The 20,590-nt window shown below is 59.4% G+C and carries 14 protein-coding genes and 1 pseudogene; 8 read left to right on the forward strand and 7 right to left on the reverse strand.

Annotated elements, in window-relative coordinates; all coding sequences use genetic code 11:
- Nucleotides 1–76: 76 nt before the first annotated feature.
- Nucleotides 77–532 (reverse strand): tRNA (uridine(34)/cytosine(34)/5-carboxymethylaminomethyluridine(34)-2'-O)-methyltransferase TrmL, encoded by a 456-nt coding sequence (gene trmL / locus AC3WWR_RS01070; protein ID WP_020797421.1) that lies wholly within the window; start codon nucleotides 530–532, stop codon nucleotides 77–79.
- Between trmL and AC3WWR_RS01075 the strand changes: the two genes are divergently transcribed.
- Nucleotides 531–971, forward strand: a complete 441-nt coding sequence (locus AC3WWR_RS01075; RefSeq protein ID WP_033044422.1) for a hypothetical protein — start codon at nucleotides 531–533, stop codon at nucleotides 969–971. The two genes, trmL and AC3WWR_RS01075, sit on opposite strands and share 2 nt — an antisense overlap.
- Nucleotides 972–1,522: 551 nt before the next feature.
- On the opposite strand, the gene ntrC is transcribed toward AC3WWR_RS01075, so the two are convergent.
- The 5 genes from ntrC to glnA all read right to left on the reverse strand — a co-directional run bounded on the left by ntrC (nucleotide 1,523) and on the right by glnA (nucleotide 6,839).
- Nucleotides 1,523–2,959: a nitrogen regulation protein NR(I) gene (gene ntrC, locus AC3WWR_RS01080; protein WP_033041319.1), complete on the reverse strand. Its 1,437-nt coding sequence runs from the start codon at nucleotides 2,957–2,959 to the stop codon at nucleotides 1,523–1,525.
- Entirely contained in the window at nucleotides 2,956–4,041 is a 1,086-nt protein-coding gene (gene glnL / locus AC3WWR_RS01085) for a nitrogen regulation protein NR(II) (protein WP_020797424.1), read from the reverse strand. The genes ntrC and glnL overlap by 4 nt, the downstream gene beginning before the upstream one ends.
- A 249-nt stretch (nucleotides 4,042–4,290) precedes the next feature.
- Nucleotides 4,291–4,806: a DUF4124 domain-containing protein gene (locus AC3WWR_RS01090; protein ID WP_492598403.1), complete on the reverse strand. Its 516-nt coding sequence runs from the start codon at nucleotides 4,804–4,806 to the stop codon at nucleotides 4,291–4,293.
- A gap of 26 nt (nucleotides 4,807–4,832) precedes the next feature.
- Nucleotides 4,833–5,255, reverse strand: coding sequence for a cupin domain-containing protein (locus AC3WWR_RS01095; protein WP_020797427.1), 423 nt, complete (start codon nucleotides 5,253–5,255; stop codon nucleotides 4,833–4,835).
- A 177-nt stretch (nucleotides 5,256–5,432) separates the two neighbouring features.
- Complete coding sequence (gene glnA, locus AC3WWR_RS01100; protein ID WP_020797428.1) at nucleotides 5,433–6,839, reverse strand: type I glutamate--ammonia ligase; 1,407 nt, start codon at nucleotides 6,837–6,839, stop codon at nucleotides 5,433–5,435.
- A 328-nt stretch (nucleotides 6,840–7,167) separates the two neighbouring features.
- On the opposite strand from glnA, the gene thiI reads away from it, so the two are divergent.
- Entirely contained in the window at nucleotides 7,168–8,622 is a 1,455-nt protein-coding gene (gene thiI, locus AC3WWR_RS01105; protein WP_020797429.1) for a tRNA uracil 4-sulfurtransferase ThiI, read from the forward strand.
- Between the two features lie 139 nt (nucleotides 8,623–8,761).
- Complete coding sequence (typA, locus tag AC3WWR_RS01110) at nucleotides 8,762–10,582, forward strand: translational GTPase TypA (RefSeq protein WP_008058555.1); 1,821 nt, start codon at nucleotides 8,762–8,764, stop codon at nucleotides 10,580–10,582.
- A 196-nt stretch (nucleotides 10,583–10,778) separates the two neighbouring features.
- On the opposite strand, the gene AC3WWR_RS01115 is transcribed toward typA, so the two are convergent.
- Nucleotides 10,779–11,216 carry a YkgJ family cysteine cluster protein gene (locus tag AC3WWR_RS01115; protein WP_008058557.1) on the reverse strand — a complete coding sequence of 146 codons (438 nt, stop codon included), beginning with the start codon at nucleotides 11,214–11,216 and terminating at the stop codon, nucleotides 10,779–10,781.
- Between the two features lie 258 nt (nucleotides 11,217–11,474).
- Here AC3WWR_RS01115 and AC3WWR_RS01120 point away from each other — a divergent pair, with 258 nt between their 5' ends.
- From AC3WWR_RS01120 to AC3WWR_RS01140, 5 genes and pseudogenes are all read left to right on the forward strand, one after another.
- Nucleotides 11,475–13,925, forward strand: coding sequence for a glycogen/starch/alpha-glucan phosphorylase (locus AC3WWR_RS01120; protein ID WP_033042247.1), 2,451 nt, complete (start codon nucleotides 11,475–11,477; stop codon nucleotides 13,923–13,925).
- Nucleotides 13,926–14,082: 157 nt separating this feature from the next.
- Nucleotides 14,083–17,290, forward strand: a pseudogene (locus tag AC3WWR_RS01125) (DUF2339 domain-containing protein).
- The gene (locus AC3WWR_RS01130) at nucleotides 17,287–18,666 is read left to right on the forward strand and encodes a DUF3999 domain-containing protein (RefSeq protein ID WP_020797434.1); all 1,380 of its coding nucleotides are present in this window, start codon (nucleotides 17,287–17,289) and stop codon (nucleotides 18,664–18,666) included. The pseudogene AC3WWR_RS01125 and the gene AC3WWR_RS01130 overlap by 4 nt, the downstream one beginning before the upstream one ends.
- Before the next feature lie 273 nt (nucleotides 18,667–18,939).
- Nucleotides 18,940–19,950, forward strand: coding sequence for a class 1 fructose-bisphosphatase (locus AC3WWR_RS01135; protein WP_020797435.1), 1,011 nt, complete (start codon nucleotides 18,940–18,942; stop codon nucleotides 19,948–19,950).
- A gap of 3 nt (nucleotides 19,951–19,953) precedes the next feature.
- Nucleotides 19,954–20,556 carry a DUF924 family protein gene (locus AC3WWR_RS01140; RefSeq protein ID WP_492598404.1) on the forward strand — a complete coding sequence of 201 codons (603 nt, stop codon included), beginning with the start codon at nucleotides 19,954–19,956 and terminating at the stop codon, nucleotides 20,554–20,556.
- Nucleotides 20,557–20,590: the final 34 nt, after the last annotated feature.

A 20,590-nucleotide genomic window follows, 5' to 3' on the forward strand; every position in this document is an offset into this window, starting at 1 on the left:
GCCGAAGGCTGCGATCTTTTGATCTTAAAAATCAAAAGATCGCAGCCTTCGGCAGCTCCTACAGGGGGGCGTGGTGTTACTTGAAGTCGTTCTGCCGCCAGGCTTCGTACACGGCGACGGCCACGGTATTGGACAGGTTCAGGCTACGGCAGCCTTCGCGCATCGGCAGGCGCAGGCGTTGTTCAGCGGGCAAAGCGTCGAGCACCTCGGCTGGCAGGCCGCGGCTTTCCGGACCGAACAGGAAGGCGTCACCAGGGGTGAAGCTGGCGTCGTGAAACGGCCGCGAGCCCTTTGTGGTGAAGGCGAACAAACGTGGATGACCGAGGCTTTCCAGGCAGCTGGCCAGGTCCGCGTGACGTTGCAAGGTGGCATACTCGTGGTAGTCGAGGCCCGCCCGGCGCAGGCGCTTGTCGTCCATCTCAAAGCCCAGCGGTTCGATCAAATGCAGGTGGCAGCCACTGTTGGCGCACAGCCTGATAACGTTGCCGGTGTTCGGCGGAATTTCTGGTTGGAAAAGGATGACGTGAAACATGCACGGCTCCGAAGGTAGAGATGAGCGGCATTCTACGCCGCAAGCCGACCCTCGTTCGAAACTATTCCCGCGTGTGATGGCTTCGCTGGCAATTGTGGGGGTCATGGTGGGGTTGATGATCGGTCGTCTGACCACCCCAGACCCCAGCGAATTGCAACAGATCGAAGTGACCAGCGACGGCTTGGTGGTGTGGTTCAACAATGAGCCCAAGACCCACGGCGAGATCGTGGAAGGCAGTGTTGCGTTGTTGTTCGAAGCTCAAGGCAAGGCGCAAAAAGGCCAGCTCAAGCTCAATGGCAAGGATGTGAACTGGCGGGTGCGCTTGAGTGACGGGGGATTGTTGTTGACGCTGGTGGCGGCCCGTCCCCTTCAGGGTGAGTGGGCCGGTAGCGAGGTCGATGACCGCTGGCGGCTGGAGATCCATCTCCGGGAGCAATAAAAGAGGGAATCCCCGGCCTGCCTGTACCAAGGTCCCCAAAACGGGAGGGCTCGCGCATTGCGCTTGAACCCGGTGTAAAGAGGGAATCCCCGGCCTGCCTGTACCAAGGACCCCAAAACTGGGAGGCTCGTCGCTTGTGCGGTATGAGCCCGGTGTAAAGAGGGGAATCCCCGGCCTGCCTGTACCAAGGTCCCCGAAACTGGGTGGTGATCTGCATCACTGATGAGACTATTGCAGGGGGCGTGCCAGGTTTTAACAAGTTGAAACAGAAAGTCGCGTAGTAAAGCTGAAAGCCCCGTAATCCGGGGTTTTCGTGTTTCTTCGATAGGGGTTCGATTGCGAACGGAGGCGGGATTTAGGAGCAGTTGCCGTGCGCGATTGCGGTTCACGGTGCCTTCCGGCGGTGCACGTGAGCCCAAAAAGCTTCGCGAGCAGGCTCGCTCCCACAAGGTTCGGTAGCGTTCACTCGATAGTGAGAACACTACAAATCCACTGTGGGAGCGAGCCTGCTCGCGAATTGGGTGTGACGGTCAGGGAAGAACTAAGGCTGATTAACCCTCATCCCCCTCATCATCATCCCCACCATCAACCTTCATCCCCAGTTCCTTGATCTTGCGAGTCAGGGTGTTTCGCCCCCAGCCCAGCAACACGGCGGCATCGCGGCGGCGGCCGGCGGTGTGCTTGAGGGCAGTTTCGATCATGATCCGCTCGAAAGTCGGTACGGCGCTATCCAGCAGGCTGGATTGACCGCGAGCCAGTGCCTGGTCGGCCCACTGGCGTAGCGCCTGTTCCCAGTTGGTCACCGGGGCCGAATCCTGCGGAAGGCTCAGCAACTCCGGTGGCAAATCGCCGATATGCACTTCGCGACCCGAGGCCATCACGGTGATCCAGCGGCAAGTGTTCTCCAGTTGGCGCACGTTGCCCGGCCATGGCAGGTTTTTCAGATACTCCTCGGTTTCGTTTTTCAGCAGCTTCGGCTCGACCGCCAGTTCCTGCGCTGCACGGCTGAGGAAGTGCTTGGCCAGGGTCGGGATGTCTTCGCGACGGTCCGACAGGCGCGGTATGTGGATGCGGATCACGTTGAGGCGGTGGAACAAGTCTTCACGGAATTTCCCGGCATTCACCAGGGTTTCCAGGTTCTGGTGCGTGGCGGCAATGATCCGCACATCGACTTTGACGGGGACATGACCACCGACGCGGTAAAACTCGCCATCGGCCAGGACCCGCAGCAAGCGAGTCTGGGTGTCGGCCGGCATGTCGCCGATTTCATCGAGGAACAGCGTGCCCCCATCCGCCTGTTCGAATCGACCGCGGCGCAGGTTGGCGGCACCGGTGAACGCGCCTTTTTCATGGCCGAACAACTCGGATTCCATCAGGTCCTTGGGGATCGCTGCCATGTTCAGTGCAATGAATGGCGAAGCGGCGCGCGGGCTGTGGCGGTGCAGGGCGTGCGCCACCAGTTCTTTACCGGTGCCGGATTCGCCGTTGATCAGCACGGTGATGTTGGAGTGGCTCAAGCGCCCGATGGCGCGAAACACTTCCTGCATCGCGGGTGCTTCGCCGATGATTTCCGGGGTGCGGGTCAATGCGACCGGCACTTCCAGGCCTTGTTGTTCCTGAGCGTGCTGGTTGGCACGCTTGACCAGGGAAACCGCTTCGTCGACATCGAACGGCTTGGGCAGGTATTCAAACGCTCCGCCTTGATAGGACGCGACAGCGCTGTCCAGATCGGAGTGCGCTGTCATGATGATCACTGGCAGCCGTGGGTGTTGCTCGCGAATCCGCGCCAGAAGGTCCAGGCCGCTGGCGCCGGGCATGCGGATGTCGGAGATGATCACGTCCGGCTGCTGGCGCGCCAGGCGGCTCATCACGCCATCGGCGCTGTCGAAGCTTTGCGTGGTCATGCCTTCCTGCTGCAAGGCTTTTTCCAGGACCCAACGGATAGAACGGTCGTCATCGACGATCCACACGGTTTCACTACGGCTCATGTCGATGTGGCTCCTTGTTCCAGTGGCAGAAAGATCGAGAATGTGGTGTGGCCGGGGTGGCTGTCACATTCGATCAAGCCCTGGTGCTGGCTGATGATGTTCTGGGTAATGGCCAGGCCCAGCCCGGTACCGTCCGGACGGCCGCTGACCATGGGGAAAAAGATGGTTTCCTGAAGGTCCGCAGGAATGCCCGGGCCGTTGTCGATGATTTCGATCTTGGTCACCAGGCGGTGGCGCACGTGGCCAATGGTGAACTGGCGCATGGCGCGGGTGCGCAGGCTGATGCGGCCCAGGCGCAGCTCATTCTGGCTGCTGATGGCCTGCATCGCATTGCGCACGATATTCAGCACGGCCTGGATCATTTGTTCACGATCGATCAGGACGTCTGGAATGCTCGGATCGTAGTCGCGCACCAACGTGATGCAGCCCTGGCTCTCGGCCTCGACCAGATGGCAGACGCGTTCCAGCACTTCGTGAATGTTGCACATGGCCAGTGATGGCAACTTGTTCGAGCCGAGCATGCGATCGACCAGGTTGCGCAGGCGGTCGGCCTCTTCAATGATGACGTTGGTGTAGTCACGCAGGCTTTCTTCCGGCAGTTCGCGGGCCAGCAGCTGTGCCGCGCCGCGAATACCGCCCAGCGGATTCTTGATTTCATGGGCCAGGCCCCGCACCAGCATCTTGCTGGTTTCCTGCTTCGACAGCTGGGCCTCTTCCTTGGTGATGCGCAGCAAGCGGTCGCGGGGATGGACTTCGAGCAGAAGCAGCGTGTCGCCATTGCTCAGGATCGGTGTTACCGCGTAATCGACCGTCAAGGTCTGGCCGGTGAGGGCAGTGAGCATTGCTTCGCGTTTTGTGAACGGGTGCGCCTGCTGGACCGCCTGGCGCAAAGAGTTGAGCGCTTCGGTGGATTCGGTAAACAGCTCGCTGATGAACTGCCCATGGCTGCGCTGGCCGCTGATGGCCAGGAGCATCTCCGCCGCGGGGTTCATGTACTCAAGGCGCAACTCGGCGTTGAGCAGGATGGTGGCGGTGGTCAGGTTGTCGAGCAGCAAGCGGTGTAGTGCGTCGCTGATGGTCATTCAGGACCTCTTTTGGCGCATGAATAAAGAGCTGATGCGAGGAAAATGCAAAAACCAAACCAAGGCTCCGAAAAGAAGCGCTAAACCCCTGAAACAGGCGTTTGACGCTCGATTGCGTGGCGTTCTGCCAGCTTTCGCGGGTAGTTTCGAACCAAAATGGGCTGTGATTGGAACGTCGTGCAACTAATCGCACCAATATAGTGCGTAAACCTGTGCAAGGTTAAAAGAAGCGAAAACGCTGCCAGGCTTTCAACGCTTGTGCACCCGCTGCAAGGTAAAGGTCAAGGTGGGACTTTGTTGTATGACCGTGTCGCCGTCGATCACTTGAACGGCGAGCCTGTGCAGGCCGCGATCGATGTTTACCAGTTGAAGGCTCGGAACGTTGCCTGGCTGGCCATAGGGTTGCTCGTCCAGTAACAACCTGAACAGATGCGAGCCTTGCAGGCGTGGTTTGATCAGCACGTTGACCGTGAAGGTGCCGTTGTTGGCGCGCAAGGCCCCGTCGTTGGGCACGCCAGTCAGCTCAAGAGTCTCGTAGGTGCTGTTTATCTGCTCGCGGTTGCGGATGGGGGTGGGCGCAGGAGGTTCGTTGGGCGGTTGACGATCGACGCTGTTAAGCGGGGGTAAATCAACCGTCTGAGCGCTTACTCCATCGGGTGGTTGATTGCTGTAGGCCGTGTTGCCGGCAGCATCGGTGTATTTGTAGATCTGGGCCGTTGCAGGGAAGCCTGATAAAAGCCCAAGAAATAATAAGAATGGTCGCATTCAGGCTCCCTGTGAGCAGCAAAAAATTACTCCGACAAAGGAATACCCTCGCTGCCAGCATAGAACACGATAAGTTCTACCGGTTCCTCGCCGGTGACTCCGCGGTGGGTGATATTGACCATTTCGGCCACCGCTTCGCCTTGCTTGACGCGTCGAACCTGGCCGCTTTCCTTGCTTTCTATCGTCAGCTCCCCGCTGAGGACATACGCCGCATTTGGCATGGCGTGGCGATGCCATGGAAGTTGCGTATTGGCCGGAATTTTCAGTTTAAGCACCGAGAGTTGTGGTTCGGCGTAAGGGTAATGGGTGTAAGGCGTGCTGTCCCAGGAGGCGCTGCTTTGCAACAGGACTTTGCGTTCGATCGCTACTGTGGACGCTGAGTTGCTACAGCCCTGTAGGGCAAGGGCGATGAGGGCGGTAAATAGGGGGGTGAGCATGGAGGGTTTCATGTTGCCGTCCTTTGAGTTCAAGACGGTACAGGCTACGGTTAGCCGATATTTTTTTATGCCGGACGTTGCCGTGAATGCCCGGGGAAACATGGACCCCCTGCGTGAGAAGTTGCCTACAAAAAAAAGGCCTCCCGAAGGAGGCCTCTTTGTCACGCCGCTTGCGCAGGCGCTACCGGATCAGCAGCTGTAGTACAGCTCGTATTCCAGTGGGTGTACGAAGGTACGAACCTTGATTTCTTCTTCGCTTTTCAGGGCGATGTAGGCGTCGATGAAGTCGTCGCTGAAAACGCCGCCTTTGGTCAGGAACGCACGACCTTTGTCCAGCTCTTCCAGGGCTTCTTTCAGGCTGCCGCAAACTTGTGGGATCTCTTTCGCCTCTTCAGGCGGCAGGTCGTACAGGTTTTTGTCAGCTGCGTCGCCAGGGTGGATCTTGTTCTGGATGCCGTCCAGGCCAGCCATCATCAGTGCGGCGAAGCACAGGTACGGGTTGGCAGCCGGATCCGGGAAACGCGCTTCGATACGGCGGGCTTTCGGGCTCGACACGTAAGGAATACGGATCGAGGCGGAACGGTTACGGGCCGAGTAGGCCAGCATGACCGGAGCTTCGAAGCCTGGAACCAGACGCTTGTAGGAGTTGGTCGCCGGGTTGGTGAAGCCGTTCAGGGCCTTACCGTGCTTGATGATGCCGCCGATGAAGTACAGGGCGGTATCGGACAGGCCGGCATAACCTTCGCCTGCGAAGGTGTTCTTGCCATCTTTCCAGATGGACATGTGAACGTGCATACCCGAACCGTTGTCGCCGTACAGGGGCTTAGGCATGAAGGTAGCGGTGCGGCCGTAGGCATCGGCTACGTTGTGCACGACGTACTTCAGGGTTTGGGTTTCGTCGGCTTTCTTCACCAGGGTGTTGAACTTGACGCCGATTTCGTTCTGGCCGGCAGTTGCCACTTCGTGGTGGTGAACTTCGACGGTCAGGCCCATTTCTTCCAGTGCGTTGCACATGGAGGTACGGATTTCGTGGTCGTGGTCGAACGGTGGAACCGGGAAGTAGCCGCCTTTGACGCCTGGACGGTGACCTTTGTTACCGCCTTCGATGTCCTGGTCAGACATCCACGAACCTTGTTCGGAGTAGATCTTGAACATGGAACCGGAAATGTCGGACTTGAACTTCACCTGGTCGAAGATGAAGAACTCTGGCTCCGGGCCGCAGAATACGGTGTCGCCAATGCCGGAGGCTTTCAGGTGTTCTTCAGCGCGCTTGGCGATCGCACGTGGGTCGCGATCGTAGCCTTGCATGCTCGAAGGATCGACGATGTCGCAGGTCAGGATCAGGGTCGGCTCTTCGGTGAACGGGTCCAGTACGGCAGTGCTGTCGTCCGGCATGAGGATCATGTCGGAAGCTTCAATGCCTTTCCAGCCAGCGATGGAGGAGCCGTCGAACATCTTGCCGACTTCGAAGAAGTCTTCATCCAGCCCGTCGCGAGCCGGCATGGTCACGTGGTGCTGAGTGCCCTTGGTGTCTGTGAAGCGCAGATCAATCCACTTGACGTCATGATCTTTGATGAGTTGAACCGACTTCGACATAGTGTCCTCCGGGTGGATTAGGGCTGGTAGTGGATGCCCTTAGATGTTTGTGATGCCGGCGCGAATACTCTGCCAAGGCAACCTGCCTCACAAGGGAGCAAATTGCATGCCAGTGCCCCACCATGGGATTTTTGCCCCGAATTCACGCTTTTAAGGCGGTAAAGCACCTTAATGCGGAAAATACCGCCCTACAATGTGGCGCTCGTTTCAATAAATGACCCGTTTTGGTGCGCGCAAAACCTTCTGCATATTAACTGGTTAAACCTTGAGCAATTTCCGCTATAATCCGCGCCCCCCTTTTTCGGCAGGCCTCGCGCGCGCTGTTTCCATGAAATTAATCGTAAAAGTCTTTCCAGAGATCACCATCAAGAGCCGCCCGGTACGGATGCGTTTTATCCGCCAGTTGGCCAAGAACATCCGTGCCGTGCTCCGCGATCTGGACCCGGCTGTGGTGGTGAACGGCGTGTGGGACAATCTCGAGCTGGAGACCCGTGTCAGCGAGCCCAAGGCCCTGAAGGAGATGGGTGAGCGCCTGAGCTGCATGCCGGGCATTGCGCATTTCCTGCAAATCGACGAGTACCCGCTGGGTGACTTCGATGACATCGTCGAGAAGTGCAAGCAGCACTACGGTGATGCGCTGGCCGGGAAGATTTTTTCGGTGCGTTGCAAGCGTGCCGGCAAGCACCCGTTCAGCTCGATTGACATCGAGAAATATGTCGGCAGCCAGTTGCGCCGACAGTGCGGTGCCGCCGGGATTGACCTGAAAAAGCCTGAAATCGAAGTGCGCATCGAAGTTCGCGACCAACGGTTGTTCGTGATCCATAGCCAACACAACGGTATTGGCGGATATCCGCTGGGTGCGCTGGAGCAGACGCTGGTGCTGATGTCCGGCGGCTTCGATTCCACCGTCGCCGCCTACCAGATCATGCGCCGCGGCCTGATGGCGCATTTCTGCTTCTTCAACCTGGGTGGGCGTGCACACGAATTGGGCGTCATGGAAGTCGCGCATTTCATCTGGAAGAAGTACGGCAGCTCGCAACGCGTGTTATTTGTCAGTGTGCCGTTCGAAGAAGTGCTGGGAGAAATTCTCGGCAAAGTCGATAACAGTCATATGGGCGTAGTATTGAAGCGTATGATGTTGCGCGCTTCCTCCCAAATTGCCGATCGACTGCACATCGACGCGTTGGTCACCGGAGAGGCGATCTCCCAGGTATCGAGCCAGACCCTGCCGAACCTGTCCGTGATCGATTGCGTGACCGACAAGCTGGTCTTGCGTCCGCTGATCGCCAGCCACAAGCAGGACATCATCGACCTGGCCAACGAAATCGGCACCGCCGACTTCGCCAGGCACATGCCGGAGTACTGCGGGGTCATCTCGGTGAACCCCAAGACTGCTGCCAAGCGCCATCGGGTGGAGCACGAAGAGAAAGAATTCGACATGGCAGTCCTTGAGCGTGCGCTCGAGAACGCCAAACTGGTACCGATCGATCGCGTGATCGACGAATTGGGCCAGGACCTTCAAATTGAAGAAGTCAGCGAAGCGCTGGCCGGTCAGATCGTGATCGACATCCGTCACCCGGATGCCGCTGAAGACGACCCGCTGGACCTTGCTGGCATCGAGGTACAAACGATGCCGTTTTATGCACTGAACGCTCGTTTCAAGGAACTGGACCCTACTCGCCAGTACCTGCTTTATTGCGACAAAGGCGTGATGAGTCGCCTGCATGCCCACCATTTGCTCAGTGAGGGACATGCCAATGTGCGCGTTTATCGACCGAGCTAAGTGCCCGGGGCTGTTTGCCTGTGGCTTGCGTCACCGGCCCCCCGACGCCGCCGTCAAGCTGTAACGGCAAGGCCTGACTCTACTGTAAATCGCTGCCAAGACTTGTCAGCGCACCGAATCCTCTGATCGAGATACACAAGTGATCGAAAATCTACGTAACATCGCCATCATTGCTCACGTTGACCATGGTAAAACCACCCTGGTAGACAAACTCCTGCGTCAATCCGGCACCCTGGAGCGCAACGAGCTCAACGACGAGCGCGTGATGGACTCCAACGACCAGGAGAAAGAGCGCGGTATTACCATTCTGGCGAAAAACACCGCCATCAACTGGAACGGCTACCACATCAACATCGTGGACACCCCGGGCCACGCCGACTTCGGCGGCGAAGTAGAACGCGTAATGTCGATGGTCGACTCCGTTCTGCTGCTGGTTGACGCTCAAGACGGCCCTATGCCGCAAACCCGTTTCGTGACCAAGAAGGCTTTCGAAGCCGGCCTGCGTCCGATCGTGTGCATCAACAAGGTTGACCGTCCAGGCGCGCGTCCGGATTGGGTTCTGGACCAGATCTTCGACCTGTTCGACAACCTGGGTGCCACCGAAGAACAGCTGGACTTCAAAGTCGTCTACGCCTCGGCCCTGAACGGTATTGCCGGTCTGGACCACAACGAAATGGCTGAAGACATGACCCCGCTGTACCAGTCGATCGTCGACAACGTACCAGCGCCGGCTGTTGACCGTGACGGTCCGTTCCAGATGCAGATCTCCGCACTGGACTACAACAGCTTCCTGGGTGTTATCGGTGTTGGCCGTATCGCTCGTGGTCGCGTCAAGCCGAACACCCCGGTTGTGGCTATCGGCGCCGACGGCAAGAAGCGTAACGGTCGTATCCTGAAGCTGATGGGTCACCACGGTCTGCACCGTGTAGACGTTGAAGAAGCTGCTGCAGGCGACATCGTGTGCATCAGCGGTATGGAATCGCTGTTCATCTCCGACACCCTGTGCACCCCGGACAACGTCGAAGCGATGAAGCCGTTGACCGTCGACGAGCCAACCGTTTCCATGACCTTCCAGGTAAACGACTCGCCATTCTGCGGTAAAGAAGGCAAGTTCGTGACTTCCCGTAACATCAAGGAACGTCTGGACAAAGAGCTGCTGTACAACGTTGCACTGCGCGTTGAAGAAGGCGACTCGGCTGACAAGTTCAAGGTATCGGGCCGTGGCGAACTGCACCTCTCGGTTCTGATCGAAACCATGCGTCGCGAAGGTTTCGAAATGGCTGTAGGCCGTCCGGAAGTGATCATCCGTCTGGTTGACGGCGTGAAGCACGAACCGTACGAAAACGTCACCATCGACCTGCCGGAAGAATCCCAAGGCAAGGTGATGGAAGAGATGGGCCTGCGTAAGGGTGACCTGACCAACATGGTGCCGGATGGCAAGGGCCGTGTGCGTCTGGAATACAACATCCCTGCTCGTGGTCTGATCGGTTTCCGTAACCAGTTCCTGACCCTGACCAACGGTGCTGGCATCCTGACCTCGATCTTCGACCGTTACGACGTGATGAAGTCCGGCGACATGTCCGGCCGTCAGAACGGCGTTCTGGTTTCGGTTGAAACCGGCAAGGCACTGACCTACTCCCTGGAAACCCTGCAGGCGCGTGGCAAGCTGTTCGTTGAACACGGTCAGGAAATCTACAACGGTCAGATCGTTGGTCTGAACAGCCGTGACAACGACCTGGGCGTCAACCCTACCAAGGGCAAGAAGCTCGACAACATGCGTGCTTCGGGTAAAGACGAAACCATCGCCCTGGTTCCACCTGTTCGCTTCACCCTGGAACAGGCCCTGGAATTCATCCAGGACGACGAGCTGTGTGAAGTGACTCCTAAGTCCATCCGTCTTCGCAAGAAGATCCTGGACGAAAGCGAGCGTACCCGCGCTGCCAAGAAAGCCAAGGCATAAGATTTAGCCCCGGCTGAACGAAAACGCCCCCGGTCGAGAGATCGGGGGCGTTTTTGTTTGTCTGCGATTTGTGCGGTGCCAGGTTGATCGTTCCCACGCTCTGCGTGGGAACGCCTCTTGTGACGCTCTGCGTCACGCTTTTGGGGCGCGGAGCGTCCCTGGCTGCATTCCCACGCGGAGCGTGGGAACGATCAGATCAGAACCGCTCGATACTCCGGGAATTGGTTTCACGCACCACTTCCTTGGGCTTGTACGCGCAATACCCCGGCCGCGGGCCGATTTTCGGGTGGTTGCGGCACGTATCCGGGCGCTTTTCATAAATAGTGCACAGACGGCTCTTACGATCCAGATAAAGGCAATCGTTGTTGCTCATGCGCTGGAGGGTGAAGATCTCGGACTTCTGGTTATAGCGCTCGACGATCCCTTCCTTCTGCAGGCGCTTGGCGATGTTCTTTGGCGGGTCGCCGCGTTCGAACTCGTCGACGATGCCGATGCGGATCAGGTCCTTGATCTTGACCTCGACCGGCAGGGTGCAGCAGCTCGATAGGCAGGAGCCGCACATTGGGGCAGAGTACTTGGCCCAGGTGTCGAGTCGGTCGATCTCCGCGGCGGCGATCAGGTTGGGCTTCATCATCGGTTGTTACCAGCGTGTGCATCAGGGCGCGCGATCATACCGGGACTGGTGGATTTTTGAACAACCTTTCGCCAGTTTTTTTTCATGGGCATCCACGCAGCACCACTAATCCGGCACGGCCCCTGCATTGAATCAGGTACATGACAATGTATTGCCGGCTTGATGCGCATTAACAGGAAAAACTGCCGAACCAGAGTCTATACCGTTTGTCAGACCGTCTAGTCTCAGACAACTCCAAGCTCGCTCGAGGTCCTATCGATGACTCAAGAACCACTTGTTCGCGAAGCAGAGGTGGCCGCATTCCGCGACGCCGTCTTGACCAAACTCACCTACGCGGTGGGCAAAGACCCGGATCACGCCTTCGATCATGACTGGTTCGAAGCCATTGCCCTGGCAGCGCGTGATCACATGGTCGAGCACTGGATGGACCACACTCGGCAGATTTACCGCAAAGGACAGAAACGGGTTTATTACCTCTCCCTGGAATTTCTGATCGGCCGACTGCTTTACGACAGCCTGAGCAATCTCGGCCTGCTCGACGTGGCACGCGAAGCCCTGACCGAACTCGGCGTCGATCTTGAACGCATACGCCTGCTGGAGCCTGATGCGGCGTTGGGCAACGGTGGTCTTGGACGACTGGCTGCATGCTTCATGGAAAGCATGTCGACCCTGGGCATCGCGGGTCATGGCTACGGCATTCGTTACGAGCACGGCCTGTTTCGTCAGGCCATCGTCGACGGTTGGCAACAGGAACAGACCGAGCACTGGCTGGACTTCGGCAATCCGTGGGAGTTCGAGCGCCCAGAAGTGGTTTACCCGATCGGCTTCGGTGGCGGCGTCGAGACCGTGACCGACAGCGAAGGCAAATCCAAGCAAGTCTGGCACCCGGCGGAAACCGTACGAGCCATTGCCTATGACACACCCGTGGTCGGTTGGCGCGGGGCAAGCGTGAACACGTTGCGGCTGTGGCGCGCGCGGGCTATGGAAGATTTGCACCTGGAACGCTTCAATGCCGGCGATCACCTGGGAGCGGTGGCGGAAGTGGCCCGGGCCGAAAGTATCTCTCGAGTACTGTACCCGGCAGACAGCACCGAGGCCGGCCAGGAACTGCGGTTGCGCCAGGAATACTTCTTCGTTGCCGCCTCCCTGCAGGACTTGCTGCGCCGTCATCGCAACATGCACACCTCCGTCCTGACCCTGGGCGATCACGCAGCGATCCAGCTCAACGATACCCACCCCTCGATTGCCGTGGCCGAGTTAATGCGCCAATTGGTGGATGTCTATGACGTGGCGTGGGACGCGGCCTGGCAGGTGACGGTCGACACGCTTTCCTACACCAACCACACGTTGCTGCCCGAGGCGCTGGAAACCTGGCCGGTAGGCCTGATGGAGCGCATGCTGCCACGGCACATGCAGATCATTTACCTGATCAATGCCCAGCACATCGACTCGCTGCGGGCCAAGGGCATCCATGATTTCGATGTGTTGCGCGCGGTGTCCTTGATTGAGGAAGACAACGGTCGACGTGTGCGCATGGGCAACCTGGCGTTCCTCGGTTCCCACAGTGTCAACGGCGTATCCGGCTTGCACACGCAACTGATGCGCAAGACGGTGTTCTCCGAGCTGCACAAGCTCTATCCGCAACGGATCAACAACAAGACCAATGGCATCACGTTCCGCCGCTGGCTGTACCAGGCCAACCCGGAGCTGACCTCGATGCTGGTCGATGCCCTGGGCCCGGACTTGCTGGACAAGCCCGAGGAGCGACTGCTCGACCTGCAGCCATTCGCCGACAAGCCTGCGTTCCGCAAGGCCTTCGCCGAACAGCGTCTGCACAGCAAAAAGGCCCTGGCCTACCTGATTCACGAACGTTTGGGGGTGGCGGTCAACCCGGCGGCGATGTTCGACGTGCAGGTCAAGCGGATCCACGAATACAAGCGCCAACTGCTCAACCTGATGCACACCGTGGCGTTGTACCAGGCGATTCGTGCGGAACCTGAAATCGACTGGGTGCCACGGGTGAAGATCTTCGCCGGTAAAGCGGCGGCCAGTTATCACCAGGCCAAGTTGATCATCAAGCTGACCAACGACATCGCCCGGGTGGTGAACAACGACCCGACTGTACGCGGATTGCTCAAGGTCGTGTTCCTGCCCAACTACAACGTCAGCCTGGCGGAGAGCATTATTCCGGCGGCGGATCTGTCCGAGCAGATCTCCACTGCCGGCTTTGAAGCCTCGGGGACCAGCAACATGAAATTCGGCCTCAACGGTGCATTGACCATCGGCACGCTGGACGGTGCCAACGTGGAGATGTCCGAGCGCATCGGCGCGGAGAACATGTTCATCTTTGGTCTCAGTGCCCAGCAGGTCGAAGCGCGCAAGCAGAACCACGAGTTCAGCGCAGTGCCGGACATTGCCGCGTCCCATCGACTCAATGATGTATTGCAAGCCATTCGCGGCGGGGTGTTCTCGCCGGATGATCCGTCCCGTTACACCGGCTTGATCGATTCGTTGGTGGATTACGACCGCTTCCTTGTCTGCGCCGATTTCGACTCCTACTGGAATGCGCAGATGCGCGTCGAAGCCCTTTGGCACGATTCCCAGGAATGGTGGCGATCGGCGGTGTTGAACACCTCGCGCATGGGCTGGTTTTCTTCTGACCGGACGATTCGCGAGTACGCCACGGATATCTGGAAGGCGTTGGAGTAACTTTTCCAGCGGGTCGATATACTGGCAGCCGTAAAAGATCGCAGCCTCCGGCAGCTCCTACAGGGATTTGTATGTCCTTGTAAGGGCTGCCGGAGGCTGCGATCTTTTTGGAGCTGGCTGCGCTAATCTTCCTGGATTGCGCTTAGGGATATCGACCATGCAATGGATGTTCATGCTTGTGGGCCTGGTGCTGGGCTGGATACTCGACGAGTCGTTCAGCGATGCGTTGCTGGGCGCGTTACTCGGGTTGGGTATCGGGCAGGCCGTTCACATTGGCAGGCTGGGATCGCAGGCCATTGAGCAGCGTCGCCTGCTCGAACAGGCGCAACTTGCACTGCGCGCGGTCGAGCAACGCTTGGCTTTGCTTGAGGGGCCCGGGATCAAGGTGCCTGAAGCCAGCGCTGCCGCTCCAGTTGCTGACATCGCGGTCACTCAGGCCCCCGTCGAAACCCCTGAGCTGATCTGGGAACTGCCGCCCGATCTGGAGACGGCCACCGCTGCGGCTACCCAGTCCAGCCATACACAGCCCTTCGATGCATGGAAACCCGCGCCAGCCGACCGCGAACGCGCCAATCCCCCCGAACCAAGCCTCGTCGAGCGCGCCATCAACGCGGCGCGTGCGTGGTTATTGGGTGGCAACACCGTGCTGCGGGTCGGTGTGATGCTGTTGTTCCTCGGTCTGGCTTTCCTGCTGCGCTACGCCACCGAGGGCATGGTGGTGCCGATCGAATTGCGCTATGCCGGTGTCGCGGCGGTAGCAATGGGCCTGCTGGGCCTGGGCTGGTGGCTGCGAACGCGTAACAGTGCTTACGCCTTGATGCTGCAAGGCGCCGCCATTGCCGTACTGTACCTGACGGTGTTTGCCGCGATGCGCCTGCATCCGTTGCTCGATCCCACAGCGGCATTTGGCCTGTTGGTGGCGGTGACGGTGTTTTCGGCGATCCTGGCCATTACGCAGGACGCACTGGGCCTGGCCGCCGCCGCCGCGCTGGGCGGATTTGCCGCGCCTCTGCTGGCTTCCACGGGGGCTGGCAGTCACGTCGCGTTGTTCAGTTACTTCGCCTTGCTCAACGCCGGCATCCTCGTTATCGCCTGGTTCAAGGCCTGGCGCTTGCTCAACGTGATCGGCTTCACCGGCACCTTCGGTATCGGGTTCGCCTGGGGTTTGCGCTCCTATACGCCAGAGTTGCTGTGGAGCACCGAGCCGTTCCTGATTCTTTTCTTCGTGATGTACCTGGCCATTGGCTTGTTGTTCTCCCGACGTAAATTGCTGCATTTGGGGGGCGCGCCCGAGGATGACAGCCGTGAGGCGCTGTTGCGCTGGTCCGCGCGCAAGGGTGATTACGTCGACGGCACACTGCTGTTCGGTCCGCCTCTGGTTGGCTTTGGATTGCAGTTCGCCGTGGTTCAGCATCTGGAGTTCGCTGCCGCGTTCAGCGCCCTGGCGCTCGGCATGATCTACATGGGCTTGGCTCGGATGCTGATGGGACGAGCATTGCTGTTGGGGGAAACCTGCCTGGCGCTGGGCGTTATTTTCGCCAGCCTGGCGATTCCCTTGGGGCTGGATGCGCGGTGGACGAGTGGCGCCTGGGCGGTGGAAGGCGCGGGGATTTTCTGGCTGGGCCTGCGTCAGCAGCGCTCGCTCGCTCGCTCGTGCATTTGCCTTGTTGTTGCAAGCGGGCGCGGCGCTGGTGTTTCTCAGTGAATTGCGCAGCGGTGAGAATAGCCTGCTTGATGGCACGCCGCTGGGAGCGTTGTTGCTCGGCGGCGCACTGCTGTTCAGTTTCCATCAGTTGCACAAGGCCTTGCCTGGGCAGGTGTCGTCCTGGGAGCGTCATGTCTTGCCGGTTCTGGCCGCTTTCGGCCTGGCATTTGTCTACTTGCTGGCGCCGATGTTCTTTTTCGCCCATGGCACGTCAATCAGTTGGGCAATGGCCGGGCTGCTGACTTTGTTCGTCGGTCTGCACCTGCGCTCGGCTACATTCCTGCTGAGCGCGTTTGTCGTTCAGCTGCTGGGCGCCGTGCTGTTCCTGGTGGCTGAACCTCTGGTCAGCGAAGGCGTGCGGCCGTTGGCTCATGCTGGCTTCTGGTCACCGCTGATGCTGGGCCTGGTCGCATTGATCGGGGCGTGGCGTTTGCAAGTCGGCTTTGCTGTCACGGTGATCGATGGTGTGAACCTGCAGCGTTTGTCGCGGGTGTTGCTGGCGTGGGGAGCAGGGTGGTGGGCGCTGGCCTGGGTCAGTGAAGTGCTGCTGTTTGCACCGTTGCCCCTGCAGGCGACATTGCTGCTGGCAGCCGCGGCAACCAGTGTGGCGCTGTGGGCCATGTTGGCGCTGCGCCTGGCGTGGCCCGCGCTGGGCGTGCTCTGCACCTTGCTGATCCCGGCTGCCGGCCTGGTGTTGCTCGCCGCTTGGCATCCGCGCTTTCATCCGGCCGCCAACGCCGGCTGGCTGCTGTGGGCCGTGGTGTTCATCGTGCATTTCCTGTCCTTGCGACGCTTGGCGCCGATCCTGCCGAGCGCTGCCCTGAGCAGCGCTCACGTACTCGGTTGTTGGTTGCTGATCGGTGTGCTGGCCCTGGAGCTGCGTTATGGCTTGCTGCTGTTGTCCGAGCACTACAACGCCTGGCGCTGGCTGGGCTGGGCGCTGCTGCCGAGCTTGTACCTGGTGCTGATGGCGGCACCGCGTGCCTGGCCCTGGCCGGTGTCGGTCTACGCTCGCGAATACCGTGTGTATGCCGCCGCGCCTTTGGCATTGTTGATGCTGGGCTGGTTCTGGCTGGCCAATACGGTCAGTGATGGCAAGGCTGATCCCTTGCCCTATTTACCGCTGGTCAACCCGCTGGAATTGGGCCTGCTGTTTGCGTTGTTCGGTGTCTACGCCTGGTCCCGCAGTGAGGCAGCGCAACAGGTGATTCCCGGGAGCTACAGCGCTGCTGTGGCGGCCGCTGTGCAAGCGATCGTCGGCGCTTCGCTGTTCACGTTCTTCACTGCCCTGGTGATGCGCACGGCTCACCATTGGGGCGGCGTACCGTTCGAGCTGCCCGCCTTGCTCGAGTCGATGCGGGTCCAGGCCGGCCTGTCCATCGTCTGGACCTTGATGGCGCTGGGTTTGATGATTGGTGGCCATTTGCGTCATCGGCGTGAAGTCTGGTTGATCGGTGCGGCCCTGATTGGCGTGGTGGTAGCGAAACTGTTCTTCGTCGAATTGAGCAACCGTGGCGGGTTGGCGCGGATCGTGTCGTTTATCGGCGTGGGCGTGCTGCTGCTGGTAGTGGGCTATTTCGCCCCGTTGCCACCCAGGCGCGTCGAAACTGCCGGGGCCCCCGAAAAGCCGGCGCCGCAAACCGAAGGAGTGTCGTCTTGAGTCAAAAGCTGAACCGGGCCTGGTTGGGTATCTTTGCAATGGGCATGGCACTCTCTGTCTCTTTCCAGGAAACGTGGGCCCAGGAATCACCGGCGGACTTTGCCACGCATGTGCCGTTGTCCGTGAGCGGTGAAGGTCCGTGGTATCGCGTTGAGCTGCCCCTGGCTGTGCAACTGAGCGCACGCCAGACCGACCTCAGTGATGTGCGCGTGTTCAACGCCGCTGGCGAACCGCAAGCCTATGCCCTGTCACGGGCAAACGCACAAGCTGACGACAACCCTACGTTGACTGACGTCAAATGGTTCCCGCTTTATGACTCGGCGGATGCCACCGGGCATGCCCCGAGCGTTCGCGTGCAAGCGAGCGCCAATGGCACCCTGGTCCAGGTGCAGCCTTCCACTGAGTTGGAGGTGGGGGAGGAAGCGTTACGTGGCTGGCTACTGGATGCCAGCGCGATCAAGGCGCCGCTGCAGCAGTTGATCCTCGACTGGACCAGTGAGCGTGATGGCTTCCAGCGGTTCAGCATCGAGGCCAGCGACGATTTGCAGCATTGGCAGTCTTGGGGCGAGGGGCAACTGGCGCGGCTGACGTTTGCCGATGAGCGGGTCGAGCAGCATGAGGTCAGCCTGCCGGGGCAGTCTGCACGCTATCTGCGCTTGCTGTGGGACTCGCCGCAATCGGCGCCGATACTGACATCGGCGCAGTTGCAAAGCGTGCGTAGCTTACCGCTGCCGTTGACCTGGTCCCACGCGTTGGACGGCAATAGCGTGAAGGCAGGTGAATACACCTGGCAATTACCGAGGGGGCTGAATGTCGAGCGAGTGCAGGTTGAATTGAGTCAACCTAACAGCCTGGCGCCGGTCATCCTGTCTGGACGGCGCGACAGCAGCTTGCCGTGGCAACCGTTGAGCAGTGGCTTGCTCTATCGCCTGACCCAGAATGGCGAGGACGTGGTGCAGAACGAGTTGCAGTTGCCGGGGCAAGCCATACAACAGTTGAAACTGACCGTGGACGAGCGCGGTGGTGGCCTGGGCGCACAGGCGCCAACCGTGAAGTTTGCCGTGCGGGCCACGCAACTGGTGTTTCTGGCGCGCGGGTCAGAGCCCTATACGCTGGTACTGGGCAATGCGACGGTTAAGGCGGCGAACTTGCCATTGTCGACGCTGATTCCGGATTACAGCCCGGCTAAGCTGGCGACGTTGGGTCAGGCGTCGGTTGATGGTGGGGTGGTGACGACGCCGGCTGTTTCGACACTGCCGGCGGCGGTGGGCACCGACTGGAAGAAGTTTGGCCTGTGGGCGGTGTTGCTGCTTGGGGTTTTGTTTCTGGCGGCTATGGCATTCAGCCTGCTGCGCAAGCCGCCCGCCAATACCTGAGAATGGCTGGCGCTACGCACCATTCGCGAGCAGGCTCGCTCCCACAGGTTATGCGTTTCATGTGGGAGCGAGCCTGCTCGCGAAGGCGGTCGATCAGTCAATAAAAATGCTGATTTGATCGCCACTTTCCTGCTCACATCCAGCCCATTTCCTACTACGCTGAACCCCGCGCATGAACTCTCTTCAGCCGATCACGTCTGATAGGAGGAAATGCGCCCCGACTCGCGTTAAACTGCGCGGGTTTTTAGTCCCCCCATTCCTCCGGAGCCTTCCATGTCCCGCGTTACCTTGAGTCGCTATTTGATTGAGCAGACCCGCAGCAACAACACTCCTGCCGATCTGCGCTTCCTGATCGAAGTGGTGGCGCGTGCCTGCAAGGAGATCAACCACGCCGTGTCCAAGGGCGCCCTGGGTGGCGTTCTGGGCAGCATGGGCACTGAAAACGTCCAAGGCGAAGTGCAGAAGAAGCTCGACGTGATCTCCAACGAGATCCTGCTGGAAGCCAACGAATGGGGCGGTCACCTGGCTGGCATGGCGTCCGAAGAAATGGACAACGCCTACCAGATCCCGGGCAAATACCCGAAAGGCGCCTACCTGTTGGTGTTCGACCCGCTGGACGGTTCGTCGAACATCGACATCAATGCCCCGGTCGGCACTATCTTCTCGGTACTGCGTTGTCCGAACGAATACCTGAGCCAGAACGAGCCCTTGAATGAAAAGGCTTTCCTGCAGCCAGGCACCCAGCAAGTGGCCGCCGGTTACGCGATCTATGGTCCTCAGACCATGTTGATCCTGACCCTGGGCGACGGCGTGAAAGGTTTCACCCTGGATCGTGAAATGGGCAGCTTCGTACTGACCCACGAAAACATCACCATTCCTGAAGCGACCCAGGAATTTGCCATCAACGCGTCCAACCAGCGTCACTGGGAAGCACCGGTACAGCGCTACGTTGGCGAGTTGCTGGCAGGCGATGAAGGCCCGTTGAAAAAGAACTACAACATGCGTTGGGTCGCGGCCATGGTCGCCGACGTGCATCGCATCCTGACCCGTGGTGGCTTGTTCATGTACCCGCGCGACAACCGCGAGCCGTCCAAGCCAGGCAAATTGCGCCTGATGTACGAAGCCAACCCGATGTCGTTCCTGGTGGAGCAGGCGGGCGGCGCGTCCACCGATGGTCACCAACGTATTCTCGACATCCAGCCTGAAGGTCTGCACCAGCGCGTAGCGGTGTTCCTCGGTTCGAAAGAAGAAGTTGCACGCGTTACGGCTTACCACAAGGAATAAACCATGAACGCGCCCTGGCAGCCGTTGCTCGATTGGTGGTTCGGTACAGCCGAAGAAGCCAGGGCAATCGCGGCTGACAAGGGCAAGTTGTGGTTCGGCAAGCGTGACAGCCAGGACCTCGAAGCGCGAGAGCGTTTCGGGGACCAGGTCGAGCAGGCACTGGCCGGCGGATTGACCGAGTGGATGCAATGTCCCGAAGGTTGGCTGGCACTGGTGCTGTTGCTTGATCAACTCCCCCGCATGATCTTTCGCGAGACCCCCAAAGCCTTTTCCGGTGATCTACGGGCCCAGAAACTGGTCGCCCAAGGCATTGCTGCGGATTTTGACCGGCAGTTATTACCGATTCAGCGAGTGTTCATCCTGCTGGTATTCGAGCACAGCGAGAACCTTGCGGTGCAGAACGAAGGCGTTTCGCGTCATATCGAACTGGTTGCGCAACAGCCGGAGAGTGATCGGGCATTGTTTGCCGATTATCTGGATTTTGCCGAGCGGCATCAGAAGGTGATTGCGCAGTTTGGACGGTTTCCGCATCGCAATTCGGTGTTGGGGCGGGAGTCTACGGCTGAGGAATTGGAGTTTCTGTCGAAACCCGGTTCAAGGTTCTAGTTTTTCGCTGTTGCTGATATCGCCTTCGCTGGCA

It is taken from the genome of Pseudomonas sp. EB271-G4-1, from assembly GCF_058791355.1.

What these genes read in the sequence shown, in the direction of transcription:
- trmL (WP_020797421.1), bottom strand. Translation starts at nt 532, where the DNA reads ATGTTTCACGTCATCCTTTTCCAACCAGAAATTCCGCCGAACACCGGC.
- AC3WWR_RS01135 (WP_020797435.1), top strand. Translation starts at nt 18,940, where the DNA reads ATGTCCCGCGTTACCTTGAGTCGCTATTTGATTGAGCAGACCCGCAGC.
- thiI (WP_020797429.1), top strand. Translation starts at nt 7,168, where the DNA reads ATGAAATTAATCGTAAAAGTCTTTCCAGAGATCACCATCAAGAGCCGC.
- AC3WWR_RS01095 (WP_020797427.1), bottom strand. Translation starts at nt 5,255, where the DNA reads ATGAAACCCTCCATGCTCACCCCCCTATTTACCGCCCTCATCGCCCTT.
- AC3WWR_RS01120 (WP_033042247.1), top strand. Translation starts at nt 11,475, where the DNA reads ATGACTCAAGAACCACTTGTTCGCGAAGCAGAGGTGGCCGCATTCCGC.
- AC3WWR_RS01090 (WP_492598403.1), bottom strand. Translation starts at nt 4,806, where the DNA reads ATGCGACCATTCTTATTATTTCTTGGGCTTTTATCAGGCTTCCCTGCA.
- glnA (WP_020797428.1), bottom strand. Translation starts at nt 6,839, where the DNA reads ATGTCGAAGTCGGTTCAACTCATCAAAGATCATGACGTCAAGTGGATT.
- glnL (WP_020797424.1), bottom strand. Translation starts at nt 4,041, where the DNA reads ATGACCATCAGCGACGCACTACACCGCTTGCTGCTCGACAACCTGACC.
- AC3WWR_RS01075 (WP_033044422.1), top strand. Translation starts at nt 531, where the DNA reads ATGCACGGCTCCGAAGGTAGAGATGAGCGGCATTCTACGCCGCAAGCC.
- AC3WWR_RS01140 (WP_492598404.1), top strand. Translation starts at nt 19,954, where the DNA reads ATGAACGCGCCCTGGCAGCCGTTGCTCGATTGGTGGTTCGGTACAGCC.
- AC3WWR_RS01115 (WP_008058557.1), bottom strand. Translation starts at nt 11,216, where the DNA reads ATGATGAAGCCCAACCTGATCGCCGCCGCGGAGATCGACCGACTCGAC.
- ntrC (WP_033041319.1), bottom strand. Translation starts at nt 2,959, where the DNA reads ATGAGCCGTAGTGAAACCGTGTGGATCGTCGATGACGACCGTTCTATC.